The 26,520-nt window shown below is 68.4% G+C and carries 30 protein-coding genes; 15 read left to right on the forward strand and 15 right to left on the reverse strand.

The features are described 5' to 3' along the window. On the forward strand, positions 1-212 hold a 212-nt coding region (locus ACWESM_RS35900; protein WP_356967402.1), incomplete at its 5' end, for a hypothetical protein. 72 nt (positions 213-284) lie between these two features. On the opposite strand, the gene ACWESM_RS35905 is transcribed toward ACWESM_RS35900, so the two are convergent. The 4 genes from ACWESM_RS35905 to ACWESM_RS35920 all read right to left on the reverse strand — a co-directional run bounded on the left by ACWESM_RS35905 (position 285) and on the right by ACWESM_RS35920 (position 4,955). Further along, positions 285-1,454, reverse strand: coding sequence for a CHAP domain-containing protein (locus tag ACWESM_RS35905; RefSeq protein WP_452495641.1), 1,170 nt, complete (start codon positions 1,452-1,454; stop codon positions 285-287). 236 nt (positions 1,455-1,690) lie between these two features. Further along, positions 1,691-2,542 carry a TIGR02569 family protein gene (locus ACWESM_RS35910; RefSeq protein WP_355077077.1) on the reverse strand — a complete coding sequence of 284 codons (852 nt, stop codon included), beginning with the start codon at positions 2,540-2,542 and terminating at the stop codon, positions 1,691-1,693. A 51-nt stretch (positions 2,543-2,593) separates the two neighbouring features. Next, positions 2,594-3,778, reverse strand: a complete 1,185-nt coding sequence (moeZ, locus tag ACWESM_RS35915; RefSeq protein WP_364439028.1) for an adenylyltransferase/sulfurtransferase MoeZ — start codon at positions 3,776-3,778, stop codon at positions 2,594-2,596. A gap of 157 nt (positions 3,779-3,935) precedes the next feature. After that, on the reverse strand, positions 3,936-4,955 hold the full coding sequence (locus tag ACWESM_RS35920) for a DUF3152 domain-containing protein (RefSeq protein WP_452495643.1): 1,020 nt from the start codon (positions 4,953-4,955) through the stop codon (positions 3,936-3,938). A gap of 437 nt (positions 4,956-5,392) precedes the next feature. On the opposite strand from ACWESM_RS35920, the gene ACWESM_RS35925 reads away from it, so the two are divergent. After that, on the forward strand, positions 5,393-6,049 hold the full coding sequence (locus ACWESM_RS35925) for a TetR/AcrR family transcriptional regulator (protein WP_039800303.1): 657 nt from the start codon (positions 5,393-5,395) through the stop codon (positions 6,047-6,049). Positions 6,050-6,131: 82 nt separating this feature from the next. On the opposite strand, the gene ACWESM_RS35930 is transcribed toward ACWESM_RS35925, so the two are convergent. Together ACWESM_RS35930 and ACWESM_RS35935 are read right to left on the reverse strand one after the other, a co-directional pair. Next, positions 6,132-6,359, reverse strand: a complete 228-nt coding sequence (locus ACWESM_RS35930; RefSeq protein WP_355077360.1) for a DUF3107 domain-containing protein — start codon at positions 6,357-6,359, stop codon at positions 6,132-6,134. Between the two features lie 67 nt (positions 6,360-6,426). Next, complete coding sequence (locus ACWESM_RS35935; protein WP_355077082.1) at positions 6,427-6,966, reverse strand: YceI family protein; 540 nt, start codon at positions 6,964-6,966, stop codon at positions 6,427-6,429. Positions 6,967-7,068: 102 nt separating this feature from the next. Between ACWESM_RS35935 and ACWESM_RS35940 the strand changes: the two genes are divergently transcribed. Next, the gene (locus ACWESM_RS35940) at positions 7,069-7,908 is read left to right on the forward strand and encodes a helix-turn-helix domain-containing protein (protein ID WP_355077084.1); all 840 of its coding nucleotides are present in this window, start codon (positions 7,069-7,071) and stop codon (positions 7,906-7,908) included. 1 nt (position 7,909) lies between these two features. Here ACWESM_RS35940 and ACWESM_RS35945 read toward each other — a convergent pair whose 3' ends face one another. Genes ACWESM_RS35945 through ACWESM_RS35955 form a run of 3 tightly spaced genes read right to left on the reverse strand, consistent with a single transcriptional unit; the run spans position 7,910 to position 10,607 of the window. Further along, positions 7,910-8,611 (reverse strand): ferritin-like fold-containing protein, encoded by a 702-nt coding sequence (locus tag ACWESM_RS35945; protein ID WP_355077085.1) that lies wholly within the window; start codon positions 8,609-8,611, stop codon positions 7,910-7,912. A 27-nt stretch (positions 8,612-8,638) separates the two neighbouring features. Next, positions 8,639-9,694 (reverse strand): alpha/beta hydrolase, encoded by a 1,056-nt coding sequence (locus ACWESM_RS35950; RefSeq protein WP_397280374.1) that lies wholly within the window; start codon positions 9,692-9,694, stop codon positions 8,639-8,641. A gap of 55 nt (positions 9,695-9,749) precedes the next feature. Further along, positions 9,750-10,607 (reverse strand): SCO6745 family protein, encoded by an 858-nt coding sequence (locus ACWESM_RS35955; RefSeq protein ID WP_364439039.1) that lies wholly within the window; start codon positions 10,605-10,607, stop codon positions 9,750-9,752. Between the two features lie 408 nt (positions 10,608-11,015). On the opposite strand from ACWESM_RS35955, the gene ACWESM_RS35960 reads away from it, so the two are divergent. The 5 genes from ACWESM_RS35960 (at position 11,016) to ACWESM_RS35980 (ending at position 16,168) form a co-directional block, all read left to right on the forward strand. After that, entirely contained in the window at positions 11,016-12,767 is a 1,752-nt protein-coding gene (locus ACWESM_RS35960) for a DEAD/DEAH box helicase (RefSeq protein ID WP_364439065.1), read from the forward strand. Positions 12,768-12,794: 27 nt separating this feature from the next. Then, positions 12,795-14,021 (forward strand): Rv3212 family protein, encoded by a 1,227-nt coding sequence (locus ACWESM_RS35965; protein WP_364439042.1) that lies wholly within the window; start codon positions 12,795-12,797, stop codon positions 14,019-14,021. Between the two features lie 277 nt (positions 14,022-14,298). Further along, positions 14,299-14,904: an acid phosphatase gene (locus ACWESM_RS35970; RefSeq protein WP_355077093.1), complete on the forward strand. Its 606-nt coding sequence runs from the start codon at positions 14,299-14,301 to the stop codon at positions 14,902-14,904. A gap of 77 nt (positions 14,905-14,981) precedes the next feature. After that, positions 14,982-15,455: a GNAT family N-acetyltransferase gene (locus tag ACWESM_RS35975; RefSeq protein ID WP_379254975.1), complete on the forward strand. Its 474-nt coding sequence runs from the start codon at positions 14,982-14,984 to the stop codon at positions 15,453-15,455. A 5-nt stretch (positions 15,456-15,460) separates the two neighbouring features. Beyond that, on the forward strand, positions 15,461-16,168 hold the full coding sequence (locus ACWESM_RS35980) for an endonuclease V (RefSeq protein ID WP_364439047.1): 708 nt from the start codon (positions 15,461-15,463) through the stop codon (positions 16,166-16,168). Here the strand turns inward: ACWESM_RS35980 and ACWESM_RS35985 are convergent. Further along, the gene (locus ACWESM_RS35985; RefSeq protein ID WP_444543667.1) at positions 16,147-16,569 is read right to left on the reverse strand and encodes a hypothetical protein; all 423 of its coding nucleotides are present in this window, start codon (positions 16,567-16,569) and stop codon (positions 16,147-16,149) included. The two genes, ACWESM_RS35980 and ACWESM_RS35985, sit on opposite strands and share 22 nt — an antisense overlap. Positions 16,570-16,759: 190 nt before the next feature. Here ACWESM_RS35985 and ACWESM_RS35990 point away from each other — a divergent pair, with 190 nt between their 5' ends. After that, positions 16,760-17,704 (forward strand): diacylglycerol/lipid kinase family protein, encoded by a 945-nt coding sequence (locus tag ACWESM_RS35990; RefSeq protein ID WP_355077097.1) that lies wholly within the window; start codon positions 16,760-16,762, stop codon positions 17,702-17,704. Between the two features lie 256 nt (positions 17,705-17,960). After that, on the forward strand, positions 17,961-18,215 hold the full coding sequence (locus tag ACWESM_RS35995) for a WhiB family transcriptional regulator (protein WP_011211115.1): 255 nt from the start codon (positions 17,961-17,963) through the stop codon (positions 18,213-18,215). A gap of 529 nt (positions 18,216-18,744) precedes the next feature. On the opposite strand, the gene ACWESM_RS36000 is transcribed toward ACWESM_RS35995, so the two are convergent. Both ACWESM_RS36000 and ACWESM_RS36005 read right to left on the reverse strand, forming a co-directional pair. After that, complete coding sequence (locus ACWESM_RS36000) at positions 18,745-20,259, reverse strand: sensor histidine kinase (RefSeq protein ID WP_364439052.1); 1,515 nt, start codon at positions 20,257-20,259, stop codon at positions 18,745-18,747. A 22-nt stretch (positions 20,260-20,281) separates the two neighbouring features. Then, a complete protein-coding gene (locus tag ACWESM_RS36005) occupies positions 20,282-20,497 on the reverse strand; it encodes a biotin/lipoyl-binding carrier protein (RefSeq protein WP_355077100.1) in 216 nt (71 codons plus the stop codon). A gap of 90 nt (positions 20,498-20,587) precedes the next feature. On the opposite strand from ACWESM_RS36005, the gene ACWESM_RS36010 reads away from it, so the two are divergent. Then, positions 20,588-20,662 carry a 50S ribosomal protein bL37 gene (locus ACWESM_RS36010; RefSeq protein WP_022597109.1) on the forward strand — a complete coding sequence of 25 codons (75 nt, stop codon included), beginning with the start codon at positions 20,588-20,590 and terminating at the stop codon, positions 20,660-20,662. Positions 20,663-20,761: 99 nt separating this feature from the next. On the opposite strand, the gene rsrA is transcribed toward ACWESM_RS36010, so the two are convergent. Together rsrA and ACWESM_RS36020 are read right to left on the reverse strand one after the other, a co-directional pair. Next, a complete protein-coding gene (rsrA, locus tag ACWESM_RS36015) occupies positions 20,762-21,028 on the reverse strand; it encodes a mycothiol system anti-sigma-R factor (RefSeq protein ID WP_355077366.1) in 267 nt (88 codons plus the stop codon). Between the two features lie 20 nt (positions 21,029-21,048). Further along, positions 21,049-21,807 carry a sigma-70 family RNA polymerase sigma factor gene (locus ACWESM_RS36020; RefSeq protein WP_452495648.1) on the reverse strand — a complete coding sequence of 253 codons (759 nt, stop codon included), beginning with the start codon at positions 21,805-21,807 and terminating at the stop codon, positions 21,049-21,051. A 171-nt stretch (positions 21,808-21,978) separates the two neighbouring features. Here ACWESM_RS36020 and ybaK point away from each other — a divergent pair, with 171 nt between their 5' ends. Together ybaK and ACWESM_RS36030 are read left to right on the forward strand one after the other, a co-directional pair. Continuing rightward, positions 21,979-22,473: a Cys-tRNA(Pro) deacylase gene (gene ybaK, locus ACWESM_RS36025; protein ID WP_397280383.1), complete on the forward strand. Its 495-nt coding sequence runs from the start codon at positions 21,979-21,981 to the stop codon at positions 22,471-22,473. 72 nt (positions 22,474-22,545) lie between these two features. Continuing rightward, complete coding sequence (locus ACWESM_RS36030) at positions 22,546-22,845, forward strand: hypothetical protein (RefSeq protein WP_356967379.1); 300 nt, start codon at positions 22,546-22,548, stop codon at positions 22,843-22,845. Between the two features lie 471 nt (positions 22,846-23,316). On the opposite strand, the gene ACWESM_RS36035 is transcribed toward ACWESM_RS36030, so the two are convergent. Further along, positions 23,317-24,096 (reverse strand): SOS response-associated peptidase, encoded by a 780-nt coding sequence (locus ACWESM_RS36035; protein WP_364439060.1) that lies wholly within the window; start codon positions 24,094-24,096, stop codon positions 23,317-23,319. A 165-nt stretch (positions 24,097-24,261) separates the two neighbouring features. On the opposite strand from ACWESM_RS36035, the gene ACWESM_RS36040 reads away from it, so the two are divergent. Beyond that, the gene (locus ACWESM_RS36040) at positions 24,262-25,770 is read left to right on the forward strand and encodes an aldehyde dehydrogenase family protein (RefSeq protein ID WP_452495651.1); all 1,509 of its coding nucleotides are present in this window, start codon (positions 24,262-24,264) and stop codon (positions 25,768-25,770) included. 558 nt (positions 25,771-26,328) lie between these two features. Next, positions 26,329-26,520 (forward strand): hypothetical protein (locus ACWESM_RS36045; protein WP_452495653.1); only part of this gene is annotated, 192 nt, incomplete at its 3' end.

A 26,520-nucleotide genomic window follows, 5' to 3' on the forward strand; every position in this document is an offset into this window, starting at 1 on the left:
AGGGCGAGAACATCCCGGAGCCGGGCATTCCGGAATCGTTCAAGGTCCTGCTCAAGGAACTCCAGTCGCTGTGCCTCAACGTCGAAGTGCTGTCGGCGGGCTCGGCCATCGAATTCCAGCACGCCGACGACGAGGTGGATCGCACCGCCGCCAATTTGGGAATCAAGCTGTCCGGCAATGAGTCCGCCTCGGTCAACGACCTCTCGAGCTGATCCTGCCGCACATTGATCGGCGCGCCGCGCACGAAGCTGTCGCAATGGCCCGTGCGCGGTGCGCCGGTACCGTCAGGACGCTCTCGCCTGGTTGGACGGCGGCTTGACCACGCCGACGAGCGATCCCGCGTTCATGGAATAGCTGTTGGATTTCAATTGATCACTGGAATTGCCCTCGATGGTGGTGATCCGGCCGGTCCTGGGATCCACGGACTCCACGATTCCGACATGGTCGGGGGTTCCGTCGCCCTCCCAGTCGAAGATGATCATGTCCCCCTTTTGCGCGCTCGAGATATTCGCCGCCAAGCCCATGTGTTTGGCGTCGTTCCAGACGGCGGGCACGTAGTTGGGGTTGGTCCAATGGACGTTGTAACCGGCCTGATCCCACGTCCAAGTGGAGAAAGCCGCGCACCATGCGTCATTGATGTTGTACGGGGCCTTGTAAAGCTTGCCGTCCGGGCCGCGGAACATCGGGACGTTGTTGCCGCCGATCTCGGCGACACCGAGCGCCAGTTGCTCGCGCGCCTTCGCGATGATGTCGTCCGGGGTTCCGGTTCCACGGGTCCAGGTGGCATTGCTGGCGGTCGGCGCCCACGGAGCAAGTGACCCGGCATCCGGCGCATTGCCGTAAGGGTTGCGCGGAAGGTCCGGGATCATCTGATAGATGTTGCCCGCGTCCCGTCGCATGCCGCTGTCCGCGTCCTCGATCGTGTCGTGCACACGGTCCACGCCCTCCAAGATCAGCTGTAGCAGCCGGTTCTCCTCGGCGGGGGTCAGGTGCAAGTTGCCATCGGGCAGCCGGGTCAGCTGGTGCTCTCCGGGCTTGCGGCTCAGCTCGGTCACGAGCCCGTTCACGATCTCCTTGACATCCTGGAACGCCTTGTTCGAGGTGTCGAAGCTCGCGATGGCGCGTTCGTTCACGCCGTCGTTCTGCGCTTGCAGTTGTGACGTCTTGTCCACGAACGCACCGCGCTGCTTGTCGTAGCCGTCGACCAGCACCGACGATCCGGGTTCGAGCGTCTGGGCGCCATCCTTGGTGAGCTTTTTGCCGTCCGCGCTCAGCAGCTTCTTGTCCCCCAGCCAAGCGATCATGTCCGGCTGCCCGCCCTCCCAGCCGGACGCGAACAGCATGACCGCGTTCTGCATGTACACATTCGCCACGTCGACCACCGCGTTGAGACCGCCACTGGCGTAGTCGGGATGCGGAAGGTCGGGGAGGTCTATGTCGGCAAGGGTCGTCATGCACGCCCTCCACTCCGCGCGATCTCCACGGCCCGTCCCCGCGGGACAACAAACAGCATCCGTAACCTCTCTCGGCGAGAGTCTCCTGGCACATGCGGCGCACGTGCGTTACCGCAAGTATCGGGCATTCCCGACATTGGAAATTGCCGACACGTCCGTCCGAACCCTGGGTGAGCTGCCCCGACGAATCGCACGAGTCGTGCGCTGTGCGGTGGACTACGTTGCCTGGGAAAGCCTCAGAGGGTCAGACGCACCATATCCGCCGTGCGCGCCAAACCGGGGAACGCCTGGGGGGTCGAGCGCGGATGCAGCGCATGCACCGCGAGCCGGAACATGACCGCGCGCAACAACATCTGCGGCCACTCCGGCAAGTCAGACCAACGATCGAGTAAGCCGTCGTCCGCGCCGCCCCAGGAGAGTGCGTCCACCACGACCACCGCCGCTGCCCAGGGCACCGGACGCCAGTACGGGGTGAGGTCGGTGAGCCCGGGGGTCTGCGCGCCCGCGAACAACACGGTGCCGAACAGGTCGCCGTGCACCAGCTGCGGAGGCGACTGCACCGGCTTGCGGAGGGTGGCCAGTTGGCCGATCAGTTCGATGCTGCGCCGCCCGTCCGGGGAGGTCGACAGCGACGCGCCGCCCGCGCGCAGACTGCGCAGCGGCACCGGCTCCCAGGCGGCGCGATCGGCCGCGACGAACACGTCGATGTCCACCCACGGCACCACCGGCGGCTGAGCGAGGAAGCGCGGACGCTCCAGCTTCTCTGTCGCCTTGTGCAGGCGCAGCGACACCGAGACCACCTCGTCGTGTCGCGGTTCGGGCATGCCCTCCAGATAGGTGTCCGCGCGCCAGCCGGACACCACATAGCGACCGTCGGTCGCCCGCACCGGACGGGCCAGCCGCAGGCCGTCCACCTTCAACGCCTCACGGACCTTCGCCGACCACGCCGCACGCGCGTGATCGGTGACCGGACTGAGCACCACGTCGCCCAAGCGCCAGCCGCCTTCCCAGTCGCCGAGCGAAACCGGGGTCACTTCGCGCAGACCGAACGTGGCACGCACATGCTCGGGAGGTTCCACAGAAGTCACGGCCGTACGCTACGCTGCGTCGATTTCGGCGCGCCTCCGGCGCGCCGTGACTCAGTACACCGGCAGCGACTTGTCCACCTGGTTGGCCCAGGCGATCACGCCGCCTTGCAGATGGGTGGCGTCGGAGAAGCCCGCGCGCTTGAGCGCGGCCAGGGCCTCGGCGGAGCGCACTCCGGTCTTGCAGTGCAGCACGATCGGACGGTTCTGGGGCAGTTCGGACAGCGCCTCACCGGACAGGATGCGGTCCTTCGGGATGAGCTTCGCGCCCTCGATGTGCACGATGTCCCACTCGACCGGCTCGCGCACGTCGATCAGCTCGATGTCCTTGCCCGACGCCAGCAGCTCCTCGAGCTCGCGCGCGGTGATGGTGGACCCGGCCGCGGCCGCCTGGCCCTCCTCGGACACCACGCCGCAGAACGCCTCGTAGTCGATCAGCTCGGTGATCGGCTGACGCTCCGGGTCGCGGCGCAGCTTGATGGTCCGGTAGTTCATGTCCAGTGCGTCGTACACCATCAGACGGCCGAGCAGCGGCTCACCGATGCCGGTGATCAGCTTGATCGCCTCGGTGACCATCACCGAACCGATGGACGCGCACAGCACGCCGAGCACGCCGCCCTCGGCGCAGGACGGAACCATGCCGGGCGGCGGGGCCTCCGGGTACAGGTCGCGGTAGTTGATGCCGCGCCCGTCCGGGGCGTCCTCCCAGAACACCGAGACCTGGCCCTCGAAGCGGTAGATCGAGCCCCACACGTACGGCTTGCCCGCCAGCACCGCGGCGTCGTTGACCAGGTACCGGGTGGCGAAGTTGTCGGTGCCGTCGACGATCAGGTCGTACTCGCGGAACAGTTCTACCGCGTTCTCCGGTTCCAGCCGGATCTTGTGCAACCGCACATCGATGCCGGAGTTGATCTCCAGGATCGAGTCGCGCGCGCTGTCGGCCTTCGGGCGGCCGATGTCGGATTCGCCGTGGATGACCTGACGCTGCAGGTTCGAGGCGTCGACCTCGTCGAACTCGACGATGCCGAGCGTGCCCACGCCCGCGGCGGCCAAGTACAACAGGGCGGGCGATCCGAGGCCACCCGCGCCGATCACCAGCACTTTGGCGTTCTTCAGACGTTTCTGCCCGTCCACGCCGAGATCGGGGATGATCAGGTGTCGGCTGTAGCGGGCTACCTCATCCCTGGTCAGCTCCGCGGCCGGCTCGACAAGTGGCGGCAGGGACTTGGGTGATGACACGTCCAGGACTCCTCGAATCGCTTGGCCGATCGCTGCGGCGGTATGACGCCCTCGGCGGGTTGGTTCAACTGTGCAACACCGACGACCGGGCCGTTCTTCCCGCCCATCGTTCCGTATACCCGCCGCACCGCGACAACCACCCCGTCCGGCGCAATCACTATCCCCGGGGGTAGGGCCAGGGGTTGAACCGGCAGCGCTTGCCGTCCATCGGCACCACGCCGTGCGGATCGAGGGCGGCGATGTCGTCGTTGCGGGTGCCGAAGGTCTGCTGCATCATCACCGGCGCCAGCCCGCCGTCGGTGTCGCACGCTTGATGCTGGTGGTAGCCGATGGCGTGACCGACCTCGTGGTTGATCTGGTACTGCCGATAGGACCCGATATCGCCTTCGAACGCGAGCGCGCCGCGCACCCACCTGACCTCCGACAGCACGACGCGGCGATCGTCGGCGTTGTAGCAGGAGGTATCGATCGGGATGTCGAAACCGCATTCCTTGCGGCTGGATCCCCGTGAGGTGAGCGAGACGCGGAAGTCCACCTCGCCTTGGTCGACCCGGCGGAACGCGAACTTGGGGTCGTGCGTCCAGCTCTTCGGGTTGGCCAGCGTGGAATCGATCATCTTGGCGACGGCCTCGTCCCCGCCCAGGCCGGAAGTGTCCACGCCGTTCTCGATTTCCACGGTGTAGCGGAAGGCGGTCGCGGTGCCGGTGCCGATCTGGGCGGTCGTGCCGGGCACTACATGCCAGACGCCCGCACCCGACTCGGCGAAGGCGCCGCCTTCCGGAAGAGCCCCGGTCGGCAGGTCGGTGGGAAACTGCCCGTCACCCGGCGGAGCGCCGATGATGCCCGCGGTCGCGGTGGCCGGACTGAGTCGACCGAGCCCAGGATCCGAGCCCGCGGCGTTGATGTCGTCGGTGGCGCGGATCGCGTCGACCACCACCAGAACGGTGATCACGACAAGAACCGGCAACGCGTACGCCCGCCAGCCGTAGGTCGAGACGAATCTGCCCAGTGCGCTCTGCTTCTTGGCATCCCGCTCGGGACGCGACCTCGTCCTGCCCTCGTCGGGAGCGGTGGGATCCCAGCGGGCGCGCAGCGGTTGGTGGGATCGCTCGGCCTTGTGCGAGTACAGACCGAGCGGATCGTAGACCTCGGCGCCATCGTATTCGAGCTGCGCCAAGGCTGAATCCGGCTGGGGCGCAGGAGGTTCAGGCGGTTTGCCGCGCACGCGTTTACTTGTCTCCCGGCCGGGCGACCCGCCGCCCGCCCCGGACCGCTTGGCTGCGCCGGTCCGAGCCGCCTCACCGGATCGCGCCACTGGCCAGGTTCTCGCCACGCCGTCCGACCCTACGGAACCGGGCGCGCCGGAGCCAGCCGGGCGACGCGCACCACGCCGCCCGCCGGGGGGTCTTTCCGGTCGGTCGGTCACGTTCACCAGCGTCTCACAGCGGCGAATCCCCACCTGCGGGCATACCAGCGGGCCCGTCGGTGCGACAATGTGTCTCCGGGTGGCACCAGTTGCCCGGCCCCGATCCGCGGGCGGGCGACAACCGGGTATCGTTCTTGAGATAACCCGGTGCACACCCCTTTGCCGGGGAATCGACTGGGAGAGCCGAAATGACTGACCTCGTGGACCGGATGACGTCCCGTAGATCGTCGTCCGAGCCCGCCAAACGCGGTACCCGGCTTCCGCGCGACGAGCGACGTCTACAGCTACTCGCGGCGGCAAGCGAAGTCTTCGTGCAGCGCGGTTATCACGCCGCCGGCATGGACGAGATCTCGCAGTGCGCCGGAGTGAGCAAGCCGGTGCTGTATCAGCACTTCACCAGCAAGCTCGAGCTGTATCTCGCGGTGCTGCAGAACTACGTCGACATGCTGGTGTCCAGCGTGCGCCAGGCGCTGCGCTCCACCACCGACAACAAGCAGCGCGTGCGCGCGGCGGTGCAGGCGTACTTCGATTTCGTGGACAACGAGATGCAAGGCTTCCGCCTGGTCTTCGAGTCCGACCTGACCAGCGAGCCGCAGGTGCAGCGCCGCGTCGAGCAGGCCACCGAGGCCTGTGTGGACGCGGTCTTCGACCTCGTCGCGCACGACTCGGGCCTCGATCCCTACCGGGCCCGCATCCTGGCCGTTGGCCTGGTCGGCGCGAGCCAGTTCACCGCACGGTACTGGCTGGAGGCCGATCGGCCGATCCCGAAGGAGGAGGCGGTCGACACCACCGTCTCGCTCGCCTGGGGCGGCCTGAAGCACGTGCCGCTGCACCCGATCGACTGAGCGCGGTCACGACGACGAGCGAGCCCCTGCCCCCGACCGATCGGGGGCAGGGGCTCGCTGCGTTTCGGCGGGAAGCCGGGAGTCAGACGGCGGCGAAACCGACGCGGCCGCCGGTGGTCGAGCCGATCTCGACGTAGGCGACCTTCGAAGCCTGGATCAGGAACTTGCGGCCCTTCTCGTCGGTGAGCGTCAGGACGCCATCGTCGCCGCCGAGCGCACCGGACACCAGCGCCTCGACCTCTTCCTGGGTCTGCGCGCTGCTGATCACCAGCTCGCGCGGGCTATCCGAAATACCGATCTTGACCTCCACGGCCAACCTCCGAACCTGAGAGTCCTGTGCTGTCGGTTCCAAGGCTAGTGCGGGCCGCCGGGGGCGCTCACTTGGGCTCGACGAGCTGGATCTCCAGTTCGATCTTGACCGTGTCGCTCAGCATGCCGGGCAGAGCTCCACCGACGCCGAAGTCGGTGCGCTTGATGGTGCCGGTGGCGGAGAAACCCGCGTGCCGGTCGCCGGTGGGACCGAAGTCCTGCACACCGCCCCACTCGACCTCCAGCGTGACCGGCTTGGTGATCGCGCCGAGCGTGGCCTGCCCCTCGACCTCGAAGGTCTCGGCGACGACCACGGGATGGTCGGCGCGGAAGGTCAGCGTGGGGCGATTGGCGACGTCGAGGAAATCGGCGGTGCGGATGTGCGCGTCCCGGTCGGCGTTTCCGGTGTCGAAGGAGTCGAGGTAGATCGTCGCGCCGACGGTGGCCGCGCCCGATTCGTCGACCACGAATTCGGTCTCGAACCGGTTGAATCCGCCACGGACCTTGGAGATGCCGAGATGGCGAATGGTGAAGGCGACCGAGGAGTGCGCGGCGTCGAGTGCCCACGAACCGGTTTTCAGCGTGGTGGATTCCGAGGTAGATGTCATGCTTCCGACAATGACCGGACCGCGGTCCGGTAGCCAGACCGCCGTTATCCTGGACCTGACAGGGCGCGGATAACCGTCCTCGGACCGGGCACGATGGGATCTATGGCAAGCAACGGATTCGCGGAGTTCCTCATCGCCCGGCGCGCCGAACTGCGGCCGTCGGATGTCGGCTTGCCCGAGGGCGGCCGGCGCCGGACACCCGGGCTACGTCGCGAGGAGGTCGCGGTGCGCGCGGGCGTCAGCGCGGACTACCTGGCCCGGCTGGAGCAGGGCCGCGACACCAATCCGTCGCTCGCGGTGATCGACGCGTTGGCCGACGCGCTGCTGCTGCGCGGCGACGACCGCCAGTACTTCGGCATGCTCGCGATGACCTCCGGCAACGAAACGCGTTGCCCCGGGAGCGAATCCGCCGCGGAGCAGGTGGCTCCGACGATCGAGACGATCCTGCACGCGTTGCAGCCGACACCGGCCTTCGTGGTCGGCCGCAGACTGAACGTGCTGGGCTGGAACCAGGCGTGGGCCGATTTCGTCGCCCCGCTGGGCCTGCTGGACGGACCGGATCAGCCCAATCTCGCCTGGTACACCTTCGTGCATCCCGCCGCGCGGCGCGTCCTGCGCAACTGGGAGGAAGCCGCCGACACCTTCACCGCCGCCCTCTGCCGCGCCAAACTCCATTGGCCCGGCGATGCGGCGCTGCTCGAGACGATCGAGGCGCTGCGCGGACTCCCCGATTTCGCCGGCCGCTGGAAGCCGCATCGGGTCGGCGCGCCCGGCTCCGGCACGCTGCACCTCGACCATCCCGTACACGGCATGGTCGAGGTCCCGTTCGAGATGCTGGAAGCCGACCGCAGGGACCAGAGCGTCGTGGTCTGGCTGATCGACCGGGCGAGCATCCACGCGCCCGGTTTGCGGCTGGTGCCCAACCGCGCGGCGAACGAATAGCTCAGATGCCGAGAACCGCCATGCGTTCGGCGTGGCTGTCCTGCATCCGCTCGAACAACGCGGCGATGCCGTTGAGATCGCCGGTGGCGGTGAGCACCAGATCCGTCAGCTCGTCGCGCTGCGCCATGACGAACTGCGCCTGGGTGATCGCCTCACCGAGCAGCCGCCTGCCCCACAGCGTGAGCCGGTCGCGCTCGGAGCGGCTCTCGGTGACCGCCCGCCGCACCTCCTCGACGACGAACTCGGAATGCCTGGTCTCGGCGAGCACATCGCGGACCACCGCGGCGACGTCGGGGGTCAGCGCGCCCGCGATCTCGGTGTAGAAGTCCGCGGCGATGCCGTCACCGACGTAGAACTTCACCATCGACTCGAGCCACGTCGACGGGTCGGTGGACGCGTGGTAGTCGTCCAGCGCGCGCACGAACGGCGCCATCGCGTCGAAGACGCCTGCGCCGCGCGCGGCCAGCGCGGACTCCAGCGTCTTGAAATGCTCCATCTCGGCCGCGGCCATCTTCGCGACCGCCACCTTGCCCCGCAGCGACGGCGACAGCTTGGCCTCCTCGGTCAGCCGGTAGAACGCGGATATCTCGCCGTAGGCGAGCACCGCGAACAGGTCGGTCACGCCGGGATGGCTCGCGGGGATGGAAAGGCTTGCTGGGTCGGTCGACGAAACACCTAACGCGGCAGGTGACTGTGCTCCCATGCGCCCCAGCGTAATACTCACCGCGACTCAGGAGGTCTCGGCAAGGAACTTCTCGAGGTAACTCCATGTCGTGTCACGTGCGGTCGGCGCGGCCAGGATGCCGAGGTGGCTGCCGGGCGCGGTCTCGTAACGGACCATGGCCGCTCCCGTGAGCAGGCGCACACCCCCCTCGACGGCGCGAGCCGGGGTGATCACGTCGGACGGCCCACCGACGAGCAGCACCGGCGCGGTCACTTTCGCCAACTCGATCCGGCGCTCGCCGAGCCGCACGACACCGCGACCGATGTCGTTGTTCAGGATGAACCGGCCCCACAGCTGACCGTAGAAACGACCCGGATATCCGGGCATCTCGGCCATGAACCGATCGATCGACTCCATCTTCGCCAGCGCCTCGGTGCGCGCGATATTGCTCGCGACGAACCATGGCCGGGTCAGCTCACGATCCCAGGCGGTGACCTTGTAGCCGATTCGAGTCAGTGTCGCAGGAACGCCACCGGCCGCGCGGATGACGGTCGAGGTGCCGCGGCCACCGGTGAGTTTCGCGACCGCGCGCAGCTGCGGCACGCCGGTCATCCGGTCGTAGTCCAGCGGCGAGCCGACGGCCGTGACGGACCGGATGGGCAGTTCGGCGTGCGCCGCGGCGGTCAGCAATGCCAGCGTGCCGCCGAGCGACCAGCCCACCAGATCCACCGCGCGCCCGTCGCGGTCGGCGCTGGTGCGCAGCACCGCCTCGGGCAGGATGTCGTCGATCCAGTCCTCGAAGCCCATGCGCCGGTCGGCGAAGGTGATCTCGCCGTAGTCGACGACGTAGGGGCTGCGGCCGATCTCCAGCAGGAAGCGCGCCAGGCTCTGGTCGGGCCGCAGATCGAAACAGGTGGCGGGCGCGGCGAGCGGCGGGACCAGCAGGACGGCCGAATCCGCTTCCGCCGCATCCCCCTCCGCGCGCTCGAACCGCCGCAGTTGCCGGTGCGGCTGGTCCCACAGGATCGTCGCGGGGGTCGGGTCCGGCGCCTCGATGCCGGAGCCGAAGGTCAGCGCCCAGGCGTTGCGCGCGGCGATGGTGACAGTGTCGGCAAGGCTCACAGCGAAGAGAGTCTCACATATCGGTACCGCCGGTAACAGGCAACTGCCCGCCGCGCTACCGCGGCCCCATGCCGACGGGGTTGAGCGGCGGAACCACCGACTCCTGCACGCTGCGCACCAGCGGCGCGAGCGAGGTGGCCAGCTCGGTGATCGCGTCGGCCGACAACACCGCGAGCGCACCGGTCCACGCCGCTTCGTCGGTCTCGGCCTCTACCGCGGCCAGCAGTTCCGCGCCGCTGCCGGTGAGAGTCGGAGTGACCGGCTCCCCCGCGACCAGCCCACGGGCCCGCAGCTCGTCGAAAGCGTCCGCCCATTCCGCCTCCGACACCCCGCGCGCGGGCCGCATCACCGATTCGGGCGCCTTGCCCGCTGCCACCTGCACGACCAGCGCGTGGCGTCCGCTGAGACCGTGCGTGACCAGGGCCGCGACATGGCCGTCGCCGCGATGCTCACGCAGGGAGGTGGCCAGCTGCCACAGCGCGGCCACCGGGTCGGCGGGCAGCGGCAAGGCCGCGTTCGCGGCGAACAGCGCCCGCCCCGTCGGATCGGCGGCACGCTGCACCGGCGCCAGCAGCTCGACCGCGCGAGCCGACACCGCGTCACCCGCGCCGACGCCGCGCAGCAGACCGGTGGCCAGCTCGAGCCGAGCGGCCAGGCAGCGTTGCGGCGTCGCCCGCTCCCACGCCTCCGGCAGCGCGCGACGGACCATGCCGGGGTGGAATCCGGCGAAAGCCGCCTGCACGGTAGCGGGCGTCACCGCGCCCAGCGGCGCGGCGCGGAAAGCGAAGTAGGTCTGCCAGTAGCCGCGCAATCCGATCCCGACGCCCGCCTCCTTGACGCCGGTGCCGAAATAGACGACATCGTGTAGCGGTTCTAGCGTCGCCCAGATTTGCCGCGCCGGATGAATTCCCATGTGGCGCAGCGTACGTGGGCGCCCCGCACGGCGAAAGCGCGCTGCGGCTCCGCAGCATTTTCGATAGCGCGCCGTGGTGGCAATTCGAACGCGGCACAATATCACGCTACAATCGCGGCGGACAACGGAAAGTTTCGCTCGACAGAGTCGCCGGACGTCGCGCTCACGCACACCGCGGGGACGCCGCTGCGACTGCCGACCGGTTTCGAGTGCGAAGTTTTCGTTGGACAGGAAAATGTGCGCGCACCAATCCGCGTCACCAGTGCGCCGCGCCGATGTTTTGCGAGGTAGCCGCCGCTTTTGTGGCAGGCGCCCGGCATCCGGAGCGTGGCCGGGTGAAGTATCGCCTGCGGAGTCGTGGTCGTCGTGGACCGCCCGGTCCGCCCCACCTCGTGCGCGCGGGACGTGATTACGAGGAAGGCACGAACCCTGAGCAAGATCACAGTCGATCAGGAACCAGGTCTGGCGGAGACCCTGTTGACGGCCGAACTGGACGCAACGCATACCGCCCCGACTTTCGCCGAATTGGGCGTGCGCGCGGAAATCGTCCGCGCACTCGGCGAGATCGGAATCGAACGTACTTTCGCCATTCAAGAACTGACCCTCCCGCTGGCGCTCGCGGGAGAAGATCTCATCGGTCAGGCCCGCACCGGCATGGGTAAAACCTTCGGATTCGGCGTGCCGCTGCTGCACCGGATCGCCACCGCGGAATCCGGCACGACGCCGCTGGACGGCACGCCGCGCGCGCTGGTCATCGTGCCGACGCGCGAGCTGTGCATCCAGGTCACCCAGGACCTGGAGAACGCGAGCAAGTACCTGACCAACCATCAGGGGCCGCTGCGCGTGGCGTCGATCTACGGCGGCCGCCCCTACGAGGCGCAGATCGCGGCGCTGCGCGCGGGCGTCGACGTGGTGGTCGGCACGCCGGGCCGACTACTGGACCTCGCCGACCAGCAGCACCTGATCCTCGGCAAGATCGGCGTGCTGGTGCTCGACGAGGCCGACGAGATGCTCGACCTGGGCTTCCTCCCGGATATCGAGCGCATTCTCGGCATGGTCCCGGACAAGCGCCAGACCATGCTGTTCTCCGCGACCATGCCCGGGCCGATCATCACCCTGGCGCGCACCTTCCTGACCCGGCCGACGCACATCCGGGCCGAGGAGCCGCACGACTCGGCGGTGCACGACCGCACCGCGCAGTTCGTCTACCGCGCGCACGCCCTGGACAAGGGCGAGTTGATCGCGCGGATCCTGCAGGCCGAGAGCCGCGGCGCGACGATGATCTTCACGCGCACCAAGCGCACGGCGCAGAAGGTGGCCGACGAACTGGCCGAGCGCGGGTTCGCGGTCGGAGCGGTGCACGGCGACCTGGGGCAGATCGCCCGGGAGAAGGCGCTGACCAAGTTCCGCAAGGGCACCATCGACGTGCTGGTGGCGACCGACGTCGCGGCGCGCGGCATCGATATCGATGACGTCACGCACGTCATCAACTACCAGTGCCCGGAGGACGAGAAAACCTACGTGCACCGGATCGGGCGCACCGGCCGCGCCGGGCGCACCGGCGTCGCGGTGACGCTGATCGACTGGGACGAGCTCAACCGCTGGTCGGCGATCGACGGCGCGCTCGGCCTCGGTATCCCCGAGCCGGTCGAGACCTACTCGCGCTCGCCGCACCTGTACACCGACCTCGGCATTCCCGAGGGCATCACCGGTGTGATCCGCAAGCCGAAGCCGGAACGCGACCCGGACGCGGTGGTGGTCGAACGCCAGGCCCGCGCCCCGCGCAAGCGCAACCGCAAGCGCACCCGCGGCGGTAAGCCGATCGACGGCGCACCGAACGTCACCGATGCGGCCGACACCGACTCCGCCGTGGACGACGAGGTCATCGACACGGAGCAGGAAGCCCCCGAGGCCGACGCGGCCGACAAGCCCGCCCGCCGCAGGCGCAGGCGGCGCAAGGCGACCGGCGACACCACCGACAGCGCCGCCACCGACGAGTCGAGCCCAGAGGCCTCGAACGACCACGGCGCCGCCGAGGGGACCGACACGACCGACCGTCCCGCTCGCCGCAGGCGCAGGCGGCGTCGGTCGAGCGAAGGAGACGTCGCGGCGGAGGACGCCGGGAGCGCGGCCGAGCCCGCGGCCGCCGCGTCGGCCTGACCGCCCGGATCGGTTAGTCTCGCATTCGTGCTCGCACCCGAGCGGCGGACGCGCGCCGATATCATCTCCGCAGTCGCGATCGCGGTTCTCGTCGTGATCGCGGCAGCCGTGGTGTGGGTGCGCGGCGACGCGCACGGCACCGAATCGGTGACCGCGTCCTCCACGGTGCCGACCCCGGTCGCGGCCGATCAGCTGCCGACCGCGCTGCGTGAGGTGTGGCACGCGCCCGACCGTGCGATCACGCGGGCGCTGGTGTCCGGCGGGGTCGCGGTGACCGGCGACGACGACACGGTCACCGGCCGCGACCCACGCACCGGCGATCAGCTCTGGAAGTACCGGCGGGACTTGCCGCTGTGCGGGGTCGAGGGCCAGTACGGCATGGTGATCGCGGTCTACCGCGACGAGCGCGGCTGCAGCCAGGCCACCATGCTGGCCGGCGACAGCGGCGCCCGCCGCACCGCGCGCAGCAGCTACATGGACCGGGAGGTGCGGCTGTCGGCCGACGGCACCTACCTGTTGGCGCAGGGGCCGCAGCGGCTGGAGATGTGGCGTTCGGATCTGGTGCGCACCGTGGAGTACGGCTTCGTCGACGCCCCGGTGAACGTCAGGACGCAGCCGCGCAAAGGGTGCACGCTGCTGTCGTCGGGTTCCAGTCCGTCTCGGCTCGCCGTGCTGGAACGCTGCCCCACCGACCCGGCCGAGCGGCTGACGGTGCTCAACCCGGCTCCCAAGGACAACACGGTGCCGGAGGAGTTCGGCTCGCACGTATTGACCGGTCCCGGATCGGATTCCACGGAAGCACGGGTGCTCGCGGTCTCCGACAACCGCATCGTGCTCTACTTCCCCGCCGCGACCGGCGCCGAGCCGGTACCGCCTCGCTTGGCCGTCTATGACGGGAACGGCAACGCCGTTGTGGTGCATCAGCTTTCGGCGCCGCTGAGCCAGACGGCCACGACCACGCGCATCGGATCGGCCTATCTGGTCTTCACCGGGAACAGCGTGATCGCTTTGAACGGCAGCACTTTCGACCCGCTGTGGACCGCGGGCGGCGCGCTCGGGTCGCCCGCGCTGATGGCGGGCAAACTGCTGCTGCCGACCACCGGCGCGCTCGCCGTCCTCGACCCGGCCACGGGAACCGAAACCGGTCGGATTCCGGTGGACCGGCCCGGCTATACCGGAAACCCGATCTCGCTCACCGTGATCGGGAGCACCGTGCTGGAACTGCGCGACGGAGAATTGCACGCCTTCGGCTGAGGCACGCGGCGAATCTATTGGTGCCGCTGAGCTCCGACGTCACCAATCGACCACCTGCCGGTGCGCGGCGCGGAAGGCCGGGGGCCGACTACGAACGAGCTCGCAATGGGTGACCGCGAGCGATCCGTTGCTCGCGAACTACCAGGCCGAGGTCTCGCGGCCGGTGCCGCTGACAGTGCTCGAGATCGAGCGGCCGACAGGATCGTAGTCCGCTTCGTCACCGTCGCGGGGAGACCACCGCGCCGCTCCATGATCAACGGTGGACCATCATGGAGGCATGTCCGCACTCGACGATGCCCGCGTTGTGCTGCTTCGGCACGGCGAGACCAGCTGGTCAACACAGCGGCGGCACACCGGCCGCACCGATCTCCCGCTCACCGAGCGCGGCGAAGAACAGGCCAGGACGGCAGGCGAGTTGCTCGCCACGCTGAAATTGCGGAATCCGTTGGTGCGCACCAGCCCCCGACTACGGGCGATGCGCACCGCGGAGCTGGCCGGGCTCACCGGCGCCGTGGTCGACGACGACCTCGCCGAATGGGACTACGGCGCCTACGAGGGACTGACCACCCCGCAGATCCGCGAGTCCGCGCCCGGATGGACCATCTGGACGGGCCCGGTCCCGGACGGTGAGACCGCACAGCAGGTGCGCGAGCGCGCCGACCGGGTGCTGGCCGACGTGGCGCCCGCGCTGCCGGAGCGGGATATCGTGCTGGTGGGGCACGGCCACTTCTCCCGCGCGCTGATCGCCCGCTGGGCCGAATTCGACGTCCGGGAGGGCCGCCGATTCGCCATGTCGACCGGCGCGCTGACCGTGCTCGGCTACGAACACGACGCGCGCACGATTCGCACGCACAACCTGGTACACAACGGAGCGTCACTGTGACCCGACCCGCCACCGACCCCACCGCCGTCGACCGCACCGCCGTCGACCTCGGCGCCGTCGACCTCGGCGCCGCCGTCCTGCGCCGCGCCGTCCCGTCCGACGTGCCGGGCCTGGTCGACCTCATCTACGACCTCGCCGATTACGAGAAGGCACGGCACGAGTGCACGGTCACCGCCGAGCAGCTGCGCTCCGCGCTGTTCGGCGCGGAACCGAAGGTGTTCGCGCACGTGGTGGCGGACGAGTCGAGGCTGCTCGGCTGCGCCATCTGGTTCCTCAACTTCTCCACCTGGGACGGCGTGCACGGCATCTACCTGGAGGACCTCTACGTCCGGCCGGAGACGAGGGGCAAGGGCTACGGCAAGGCCCTGCTCACAGCCCTGGCGAAGGAAGCGGTCGAGCACGGCTACAGCCGCGTCTCCTGGGCGGTGCTGACCTGGAACAAGCCCTCGATCGACTTCTACGAATCAATCGGCGCCGTAGCCCAGGACGAATGGCTGGGCTATCGGCTGGCCGGCGACGCGCTCGGCAAGCTGGCCGCCGACGCGCGGTAGCGCGGATGTCCTGGTTCCCGCCGCTCGATCTCGCGTCCTGGCCCACCACTGCCGAATCGGCCATGGCCCTGCAGGACGAGTTGCGGCCGCTGGTCACTCCGGTCACCCCGCCCGGTACCCGATTCCGCACGATGGCCGGACTCGACTCGGCCTACGGCGACACCGGCGCCGTGGCCACGGCCGTCGTCGTCTTGGCGGCGGACACCCTGCGACCGGTCGCCTCCGCGGTCGCGCACGGCGTCGCCGATTTCCCGTACGTGCCCGGCCTGCTGGCTTTCCGGGAGATCCCGGCCACCCTCGCCGCGCTCGAAAAGCTCGACAGCGCACCGGATCTGCTGGTCTGCGACGGCCAGGGACTCGCCCATCCGCGCCGCTTCGGCCTCGCCTGCCACCTCGGACTGCTCACCGGCGTGCCGACGATCGGCGTGGCGAAGACGGTATGGGGCGATTACGCCGAACCGGGTCCGGAACGCGGCGCGGCCACCGACATCACCATCGACGGAGCGGTGGTGGGGCGGGCGTTGCGCACCAGAACCGGCGTCAAGCCGGTGTTCGTCTCCGTGGGGCACCGCATCGACCTCGACACCGCCTGCGCACAGGTGCTGGCGCTGACCCCGCGCTACCGGCTACCGGAGACCACCCGGCACGCCGACCACCTCTGCCGCGCGGCGCTGCGCACGGCCACCGGGAACTATTCCGGTTCGACGCCGTAGTCCTGCGCCATCCAGCGGGTGGACGGCGGCGCGAACAGCAGCACCAGCGCGGCGACCGCGACCACCCCGAGCACCGTGCCGTAGACCGGCTGATGCGAGTCGGTGAGCAGCGACCAGGTGACCGGGAGCAACAGCAGCTGCGCGATGACGGCGATGGCGCGACCCCAGCGTTTTCCCAGCAGGAGCCCGATGCCTGCGGCCAGCACCGCCCCGCCGAGGATGCCGAACCAGGCCGCCGTGCCGTAGCCACTGGTCGCGGACTGGTCGTGCCCGAGCAGCCCCCGCACCACCAGCACGATCGCGAAGCCGACGGCGACGACGCCTTCGAGCGTCACCAATCCGCCGGCCGCCCGCACCGTCGTCGGCGCCGTTCCCGCGGCCGCGCTCTTGTCGCTCACGATCGCGCCTCGCTCGGCTCCGTCGTGCGCCGCAGCGCACGGTGTCCTCGCTTCCCTTGCTGACGCTCGTTCACGCGGCAAGCCTACGGCCCCGCTGGTCCGCGTCATCGTCCTGGCGTATGCCGGGCAACGGCATCCGGCGCATCGCTCGCCGCTTTTCCAGGGCCGGTCGGCCGCCAACTAGGCTGCCATCGTGCGGACGCTGCTGATCGTGAACCCGAATGCCACCTCGACCACACCGGCGACCAGGGACCTACTCGCGCACGCGTTGGAGAGCCGCACTCAGCTGACCGTTGCGCATACCCAGCATCGCGGCCACGCCGCGGAACTGGCCCAATGGGCAGCCACGAACGAGATGGACCTGATCGTCGTGCACGGTGGCGATGGGACGGTCAACGAGACCATCAACGGCTTCCTGCCGCTGCCCGTCCTCGACGACGGTCAAGCCTGGTTGCCACGCCTGGGTGTGATCCCGGGCGGCTCGGCCAACGTCTTCGCCAGGGCGCTCGGCATCTCCCCCGACCCGGTGACCGCGACCAACCAGCTCATCGACCTGCTCACGCTGGACGCCGATCGCCGGATCGGTCTCGGGCTGGCCGACGACCGCTGGTTCTGCTTCAGCGCAGGCGTCGGACTCGACGCCGACGTCTGCGAGGCGATCGACGCGAGCCGCGCCCGCGGACGCGCCGCCACTCCGGCACGTTATGTTCGAACAACTGTGCGACAATTCTTCCGGGCAAAACGCAAGGAACCCGGCGTTCGGGTCGAAATTCCCGGCCGAGAGCCCGTGGACGAGGTGCATTACGCCTTCGTTACCAACACCACACCGTGGACATATCTGAATGCCACGCCGGTGCACACCAACCCCGGCACCCGGTTCGAAACGGGCCTCGGAGTGTTTGCGGTGCGCTCCATGGCGGTCCTCCCGACGCTCCTGCTCGCGCGCCAGCTCCTGGCGGCCAACGGGAATCCCAAGTCCCGCAATTTATTTCGCGAAGACGACGTTCCCGCCGTACGAATCGAGTCCAAAGAACCGATCGGCCTGCAAATCGATGGCGACTTCATCGGGAAGCGCAACGTGGTGGATTTCACTGCCGTGCCCGATGTCCTGGCCGTCGTCGCGCCGAGACCGCGCTGAGCGGCGAAACACCGGGAAAAACATCGCGGTTAGTGCTGCGAAATCCGGATAGAGCGAGTACAAAGGACCGGGCAGGCTTCCCCACAGCGGGGGCCTTCAGAGCGTGAGCTTCCCCACGGTGCACCGCGTGCCTATTGACATCTACGGTGTTCGTGAAAGCATTCACAAGCAACCGTGCGGAAACATTCGAGTCGCACAAGTGAACGAACCACAAACCATCGGCGCCCTGCGCGGCGCCCAGCAAAGGAGCAGAGGAATGGACTGGCGCCACAAGGCCATCTGTCGCGATGAGGACCCCGAGCTGTTTTTCCCCGTGGGTAACAGTGGTCCGGCGCTCGCGCAGATTGCCGATGCCAAGCTGGTCTGCGCTCGCTGCCCCGTAACCGCCGACTGCCTGTCCTGGGCCCTGAAGTCCGGACAAGACGCCGGCGTGTGGGGTGGTATGAGCGAGGACGAGCGCCGCGCGCTCAAGCGTCGCAACGCGCGCACCCGCACCCGCACCGTCGTCTGATCTCCAGACGACCGGCCTTACCGGGCCATTCAGCCCGGCCCGGTAACGCATTTCAGCCCGGCACCCAAAGGTGCCGGGCTGTGTTGTTTTTGCACGCTCGTCCGCGAACTGGAAATGACCGGTCTCGCTTCGCGACGAATCCGGAAGCCGACCAATGCGGTTCGCCGGACGGCAATATCGGCAGCGCGGATCAGAGCGCGGCGCGGGCCGCGGTTCGACTCGCGGACGAGCGGAACTTGTGGGAAAGTGGTTGGTTTCCAATCGGGTTGGGACGGTCGCGAATCAGTGCGACACCTCGCATTCCACTCGTTGCGGACATTCGGGAAGTAACCGTGCCGCAAGCCACACACCGCGCCCGAGAAGCGGCCATTCCGCGACCTCCGAGCAACAGCGCGCAGCGGGCACGACCGATAGCGCGGGCGACGGATCCGGCACCGCCTGCTCGCGGCGATGGGAAACTGCGGCGCTGCCGAGCGCGACTTGACGCGGTGATCCTCGTGAGCTGCGGCTCACGGCCCGAACGCGCTGGTCAGCGGCCGGAACGACGGCCAAGCGGAACGCGAAGGACGGCATCGGTACCGATGTCGGCGCCGGGGTGCAGGCCGATGGAGCCGCCGAGTTCGGCCGTCACCAAGGTGCGGACGATCTGGAGGCCGAGCCGATCGGAGGACTCCAGGCTGAACCCGGGCGGCAGACCGCGGCCGTCATCGCTGATGATCACGTCGAGCCAGCGGGCCGAACGCTCGGAACGGATTGTCACCGTGCCGTTTTCGCCCGAGTCGAAGGCATGCTCGATGGCGTTCTGCACCAGTTCGGTGAGCACCATCACCAAGGGGGTGGCGCGTTCGGCGGAGAAGACGCCGAGCGAACCGGCGCGGCGCACCTTGATGCGCGTGGTGTGCACCGTGGCCACGTCGGCCATGATCGGCAGCAGCCGGTCCACGACCTCATCGAGATCGACCTCTTCGTCCACCGACATCGACAGCATCTCGTGCACCGAGGCGATGGAGGTGACCCTGCGCACCGATTCGGTGAGCGCGACCTGCGCCTCCTCGTTCTCGGTGCGGCGGGCCTGCAGGCGCAGCAGCGCGGCGACGGTCTGCAAGTTGTTCTTGACCCGGTGGTGGATCTCCCGGATGGTGGCGTCCTTGCTCAGCAGCGCGCGATCGCGCCGCTTGACCTCGGTGACGTCGCGGACGAGCACCGCGGCGCCGGCCAGCTCACCGTGCGGGCGCAACACGAGGGTGCGCAGCAGCACGGTGGCTCCACGCGCCTCCACCTCCATCCGGCGTCCGGTCCGCCCGGCCAGGGCGGCTTGGATGTCGCCGACCACTTCCTGGGCATCGAACGGGTCGGTGATCAGCGAACGGGTGGTGACGGCGAGATCCTGGCCCGCCAAGTCGGCCTGCAAACCCATCCGGTGGTAGGCCGACAGCGCGTTCGGGCTGGCGTAGACGACGATGCCCTCGGTGTCGAGCCGGATGAATCCGTCTCCCGCGCGCGGGCTGGAATGGGTGGCCGCGCGATCCTCGGTGGTCGGGAAGGTGCCGTCGGCGATCATCTGGCACAGATCGTCCGCGCACGCCACGTAGGCGCTCTCCAGCTGACTGCGCACCCGGGAGCGTTGCCGATCGGTGTCCCGGCTCAGCACCGCGATCACGTCGTCGCCGCAGCGCACCGGTATGGCCTCGCGGACCGCGGGCACCGGATGCGGGTGATAGACGCCGGAGGCCTCGCCCTCACTGTCGGCTCGTACGGTCTCGCCGGTGAGCAGCGCCTCGAACACCTGCGGATGGTCGGTCCGCAGCGCGACCGTGCCCACCAGGTCCTCCTGGTGCACGGTGGGCGCGGTGGTGGGACGGCACTGCGCGACGCAGACGATGTCCGCGCCGTCCGTCACCGGTCCCGCACCGACCCACAGCAGCAGATCGGCGAAGGACAGATCGGACAGCAACTGCCAATCGCCCACCACGCGCTGCAGATGATCCACGGCGACGCCGGGTAGGTCGGTGTGCTCGGCCAGCAGCTCGCTCAGTGTCGCCATGCAGATCTACCGCCGCAATCGATCAGGAGATGACCGCGATGAGGTGGCCCGCCTTGATCGCGTCGCCTTCCTTGACACCGATCGAGGTCACCGTGCCACTGGACTCCGCGACCACCGGGATCTCCATTTTCATCGACTCGAGGATCACCAGGGTGTCGCCCTCCTGGACTTCGTCGCCTTCCTCGGCGACCACCTGGTAGACGACCGACACCAGCTCGGCGAGTACTTGCTCAGCCATGACACCCCATATCCTCGTTGGCCTGCATCCGCTGACGGTACAGCCAACCACACGTGAAAGAATGGCCTTCAATCAGAAGGGAGACTACTCATGGGTAAGCGCGGACGTAAGAAGCGTAGCCGCAAGGGGAACGCGGCCAACCACGGCAAGCGGCCCAACGCCTGAGCGCTACGCTCGGCCCGCAAGCACGAAGCGGCACGCACTTCCAGCAGGAAGGCGTGCCGCTCGCGTTTCGCGGATCGGCGATGCGTACCTCCGCCTTCTTCAGTCGGAGGTCTCGACCGAAGTCTCCGTGGTCACGGTCGTCCGGCGGATCTCGATGGTCAGGCGCTCACGCAGCGACTCGGGCGCGCGATCACCGCCACATTTGCGGCTGAGCAGGCTCTTGACCTTCTCCTCGATGCCGTAGGCCTCGATACACGGACTGCAGTGCTCCATGTGGTGCTGCAATCGTTCCCGAGTCGCGTCGTCGCACTCGCCGTCCAGCATCAGCCACACGTCGGCGAGCACCGCCGTGCAGTCGAGCTCCATGTCGGGGTCCCGCTCGGTACTCACTGCTTGACCTCCTGGCGTTCCCCCGAACGGTTGAATCCACGCTCGCGCGCGACATCGGCGAGCAAACCCTTCAGTTGCTTCCGGCCGCGGTGCAGCCGGGACATCACCGTACCGATGGGAGTGCCCATGATGTCGGCGATTTCCTTGTACGGAAAACCCTCGACGTCGGCGTAGTACACCGCCATGCGGAACTCCTCAGGGAGTTCCTGCAACGCGGCCTTGATGTCGTCGTCCGGTAGCGCGTCCAGCGCCTCGACCTCGGCCGAGCGCAGCCCCTGCGACGTGTGCTCGGCGGTCGCCGCCAGCTGCCAGTCGGTGATCTCGTCGGTCGGATACTGCGCGGGCTGGCGCTGCTTCTTGCGGTAGGAGTTGATGTAGGTGTTGGTCAGGATCCGGTACAGCCAGGCACGCAGATTGGTGCCCTCCCGGAACGACTTGAAGCCCTGGTAGGCCTTCACGTAGGTCTCCTGGACCAGGTCCTCGGCATCCGCCGGGTTCCTGGTCATGCGCAGCGCGGCGCCGTAGAGCTGGTCGAGCAGCGGGAGCGCGTCCCGTTCGAACCGCTGTGCCAGCTCGGCATCGTCGACGGCGGCGACATCGTCGGCCGCCACGTCATCGTCGCTCGTCACACCTGTCCCTTCGATCGCCGTACCTGCCAAATCTACCGGCATCGGCACATCGAAGGAGAATCCGCCGTCGGTCGGGGACACGTCGGTCCCTACCGGGCGGTCATCGAGCAGCACGGGCACAGGCATCTCCTTCACGTCTCCATAGGGCCTGCTCACGCGGTGGAAATCATTCCGAGCGCGGTGTACCGGCTACAACATGCGCGACCCGTCCGGTGTTCCCACCAGCCACCGGCTCCCGGCGAATTCGCAGGAAATCCCGTTGCGGGCAGGGTCACAGCCGCCGTTAGGGTTTGGCCCATGGCAGCAGGCTCGACTCCCGCGATCCGCGCGTTGACCCAGGCGAAGGTGTCCCATCGCGTGCACGCCTACAAGCACGATCCGCGCTCCGACTCCTACGGCACCGAGGCGGTCGACGCGCTGGGCGCCGAACTCGGAGTCGCGGCCGAGCAGATCTTCAAGACCCTGGTCATCGAATTGGCCACCGGCGCGCTCGCGGTGGCCGTGCTTCCGGTGCCGAACACGTTGTCGCTCAAAGCCGCGGCGGCGGCGCTCGGCGCGCCGAAGGCGAGCATGGCGGACAAGACGCGAGCGGAGAAGACGACCGGATACGTCCTCGGCGGCATCTCACCGCTCGGTCAGCGCAAACGGCTGCCCACCGTGATCGACGACTCGGCGCTGACCTGGGACCGGATGCTGTGCAGCGCCGGACGGCGCGGACTGGAGATCGAGCTGGCGCCCGCCGACCTGATCCGGCTGACCGCCGCGGTGACCGCGCCCGTGACATCCGCGTAATTCCGCCACGATCACCGCGATCTGTGCGTTACTGAACTGGCCAGATAGACCCGACTCGAGGATGTGATGCGAATGTCTACGCAGCAGCGTGTGCGCACCGTGATCGTCGCGTTGTTCGGAGCTCTCGTCTTGGCTCTCGGTTCGGCAACGCTCCTCGCCCCCGAGGCAGCCGCCGCGCCGGACAGCCCGCAGATCACGCAGGTCAGCGATTCCGTGTTCGACTTCGGCGGCCAGGGTTCGAAGAGTGACGACAAGTCCGGGAAAGCCGAGAAGCTGAGCGGCAATGTCACCACCAAGCTGATCGACTTGGTCGCCGGAATCATCAAGTGCGGCTTGAATATCGCTTCACCCAGCGTGAAGTGCAGTCTGTGATTTTTTGCAGCGCCTTCGGCGCTGCGTGTTCGCGGCCCCTTTATGGCTCGTGTCCGAGTGACCGCCGCTTGCTCCTTCGTCGCCTACGCGGCGGCCACTCGGACACGAGCCGGGCCGCGAACGGAACATGCTCGGTCTCGCTTCGCTCGAAACCGGGGGTTGGGCCGACGCCGTTTGCGTCAGGCGGTTGGTCCGGCACCCGATCCAGCCGCCAACGGCTGGACCACACTCGAGACCGTGTATGCAACGCAACTCCTTGCGAACGCGGCAGCCGCTCGGACGCGTTGAGCCGACTGCGGACGAGCCACGGCCGCCATCACCAGGGCGCAGCAAGCCATTCCGTTGTCGGACCCGGGCGCTCGTTCGTGGTGGAGATTCAAGCGGTGCGAATGTCCGATTGCACGCCGATCCAGCACGGCACGCCCCGTGTGCCTGCGGCGGCGCGGGATCCGGCGGTGGGGCAGCCGGCGCTCACAGCAGGGTGATCTGCTCTGCTTCCTTTTGATCGTCCACCGGGGCGAGCAGTTCGGGGCCGTTGTTGCGCACGCTGTTGACCAGGGATGGGACCGGGCGGGGCACGATGGCGGCGACCGTCTCCTCGGACGGCGTCTCCAGCAGGCTCGCCGGGGCCGGGTGATCCGGGTCCAGCCACGCGTCCCAATGTTCCCGTGGCATGGGCAGCGGCATCCGGTCGTGGATGCGGGTGAGTTCGCCGACCGCGTCGGTGGTGAGGATGGTGCACGACAGCAGCGGTCGGCTCTCCGGTTGCGACCGGTCGCGCCAGACCGACCACAGGCCGGCCATGTAGAGACGGGAACCGTCCGCGTTGGCCATGTAGTAGGGATGCTTGGCGGCTTTGCCTTTCTCGCCGTTCGGCTCGACGACCCACTCGTACCAGCCGTCCATCGGCACCAGGCAGCGCCGGGACTTCACCGCGTCACGGAAGGACGGCGTGGTGGCGGCCTTGTCGGCGCGGGCGTTGAACAGCGGTTTGCCTTTGACCGGTACACCGGGCTCGGCCGCTTTGGTCCATACCGGGATCAGGCCCCAGCGCATGCGCCGGATACGCAGTTTCGGGTCGTCGTCTTCGTGGTCTCGGTCGTGCCGCTCGACCACGGTGAGCACCTGCGTCGTCGGAGCGACGTTGTAATTGGTGAACGAGCTCTCGTCGGCCGCGCCGGTCTCGTCGAGCGCATCCAACTCCACCGCGAGCCTGCCGGGATTGGTCGTGGTCGCATATCGTCCGCACATATCCCGATAGTCCCACTCGCCACCGACAGCGTCGGGGACAATTGGTGCATAGCTGGTGACCTGTTGAGAGTTGTGGCATAGCATTCTCTCATCGGAGGACGGGCTGCCCGTCCACTCGGACATGCGCATCGACCGTCGACCGCAGACGGCAAGAGGAGAACCACTGTGACATCCACCGACACCAAACCGGCCGATCACGACACGGCACTGACGTCGGTCAATCCGGCGACAGGCGAGGTGATCGGCACGCACGTCATCGCCGACGACGACGCGGTGGCCGCCGCGGTCGCCAAGGCTCGCGCAGCGGCCGCCACCTGGGGCGCGCTGAGTTTCGATGAGCGGCGCACGCATCTGCTGCGCTGGTCGAGCAAGCTGGTGCAGAAATCGGAGGAATTCTGCGCCCTGATCCACGCGGAGAACGGCAAGCCGCTCGACGACGCCTTCCTGGAATTGATGCTCGCGCTCGAGCACATCTCCTGGGCGGCCAAGAACGCCAAGAAGGTGCTCGGCCCCAAGCGGGTCTCCCCTGGCGCGCTGATGTCGAACTTCAGCGCCCGGCTCGAGCAGCGCCCGCTCGGCGTCGTCGGCGTGATCGGCCCGTGGAACTACCCGGTCTACACACCGAACGGTTCCATCGCCTACGCGCTCGCCGCGGGCAACACCGTCGTGTTCAAGCCGAGCGAGTACTCCACCGGCATCGGCAATTTCCTCGCCGACGCGTTCGCCGAAGCCAATCGTGAACTGCCCGAGGGCGTGTTCAGCACGATCAACGGCTATGGCGCCACGGGTGCGGCGCTGGTCCGTTCGGACGTCGACAAGATCGCGTTCACCGGCTCCACCGCCACGGGTAAGCGGATCATGGCCGCCGCCGCCGAACGGCTCACCCCCGTGCTGCTGGAGTGCGGCGGCAAGGACGCGGTGATCGTCGCCGCCGACGCCGACATCAAGGCCGCGGCGGACGCGGTCGCTTGGGGCGCCACCGCCAACAGCGGTCAGACCTGCGCGGGCGTCGAGCGGGTCTACGTCGACCGCTCGGTGCGCGAGGAGTTCGTCGCGGAGGTCAAGCGCATCCTCACCGACATCAAGCCCGGCTCCGGCGACAAGGCCGCCTACGGCCCGATGACCATGCCGAGCCAGATCGACATCGTGCGCCGCCATATCGACGACGCGCTGAAGAACGGCGGCACCGCGGTGCTCGGCGGCCCCGAGTCGGTCAAGGCGCCGTTCATCGAACCGGTCGTACTGGTCGACGTGGACGAGAACTCCGAGGCGGTGGCCGAGGAGACCTTCGGCCCGACCATCACCATCCGCACCGTCGACGGCGTCGACGAGGCGGTGGAACTGGCCAACAACTCCAAGTACGGCCTGTCCTCGGCGGTCTACTCGAAGAAGAACGGCCTGGACATCGCGCGCAGGCTGCGCGTCGGCGCCACCTCGGTGAACTCGGTGCTCGCCTTCGCCGCCATCCCCGGCCTGCCCTTCGGCGGCGTCGGCGATTCCGGCATCGGCCGCATCCACGGCGAACCTGGTCTGCGCGAGTTCACCCGTCCGCACTCGATCGCGGTGCAGCGCTTCACCGTTCCTGGCATGGCGCTGCTGAGCTACAGCCGCACCGACTCCACGATGAAGCTGCTGCGCAAGCTCGTCCCGTTCCTGCACGGACGGCACAAGTAGGAATCCCACGGCACGGGCCGGGCACTCGACCTCGTCGAGCACCCGGCCCGTGCCGTAGGTGAGATCAGCGGCAATCCGCCAGTGAACGCGCCGCGAATCGCGACGGCGAGGCACTATGACGAAGTCGGTCGGGCATCGTCCGCGGCCCCGGCTGACCGCGCAACCCGTGGCACTCGACCGGCACAGCTACGCGCCGCGTGTCCGTTCCGGCATACTTCTTCCCGCGCAACAACTATCGCTGACTCCGGTCCGAGTGATCGAGACTTGGCACGCACCGTTCGCCGCCTCGCCCACATCCGAGTGACCCCCGCGCAGGCGACAAATAGCATGCGTCGGTCGCCGAGCCGACGACCAGCCACTACAAACCGTGCACCAGTAAGTGAAGCGTCGACACCGAAGCTCCCAGCGCACCGCAACCACGTCTTTCGAGCGCAGCGCAACCGAACACCCGCCGATCGGTGCCGGCGAGCCACCAGGCAGCCGCGAACACCAGCACAGCAGGCGACAAAGGAACAAGCGGCAGTCGGACTGAGCCGGTGCCGGGTCACAACAAACGGCATGCACTCGATAGCAAGCTCCGACACCTACGCTCCCAGCGCACCGCAACTCCCGGTTTCGAGCGAAGCGAGACCGAGCATCCGCCGTTCGCGGCCCGGCTCGCGTGTGCGCGGCCGCCGCGTACGCGACGAAGGAGCCGACGAGCTGGTGGAGTCCTCGACCGCGGGCTACCGGCTCGCGGTCGACCCGGTC

It is taken from the genome of Nocardia sp. NPDC003999, assembly GCF_053604885.1.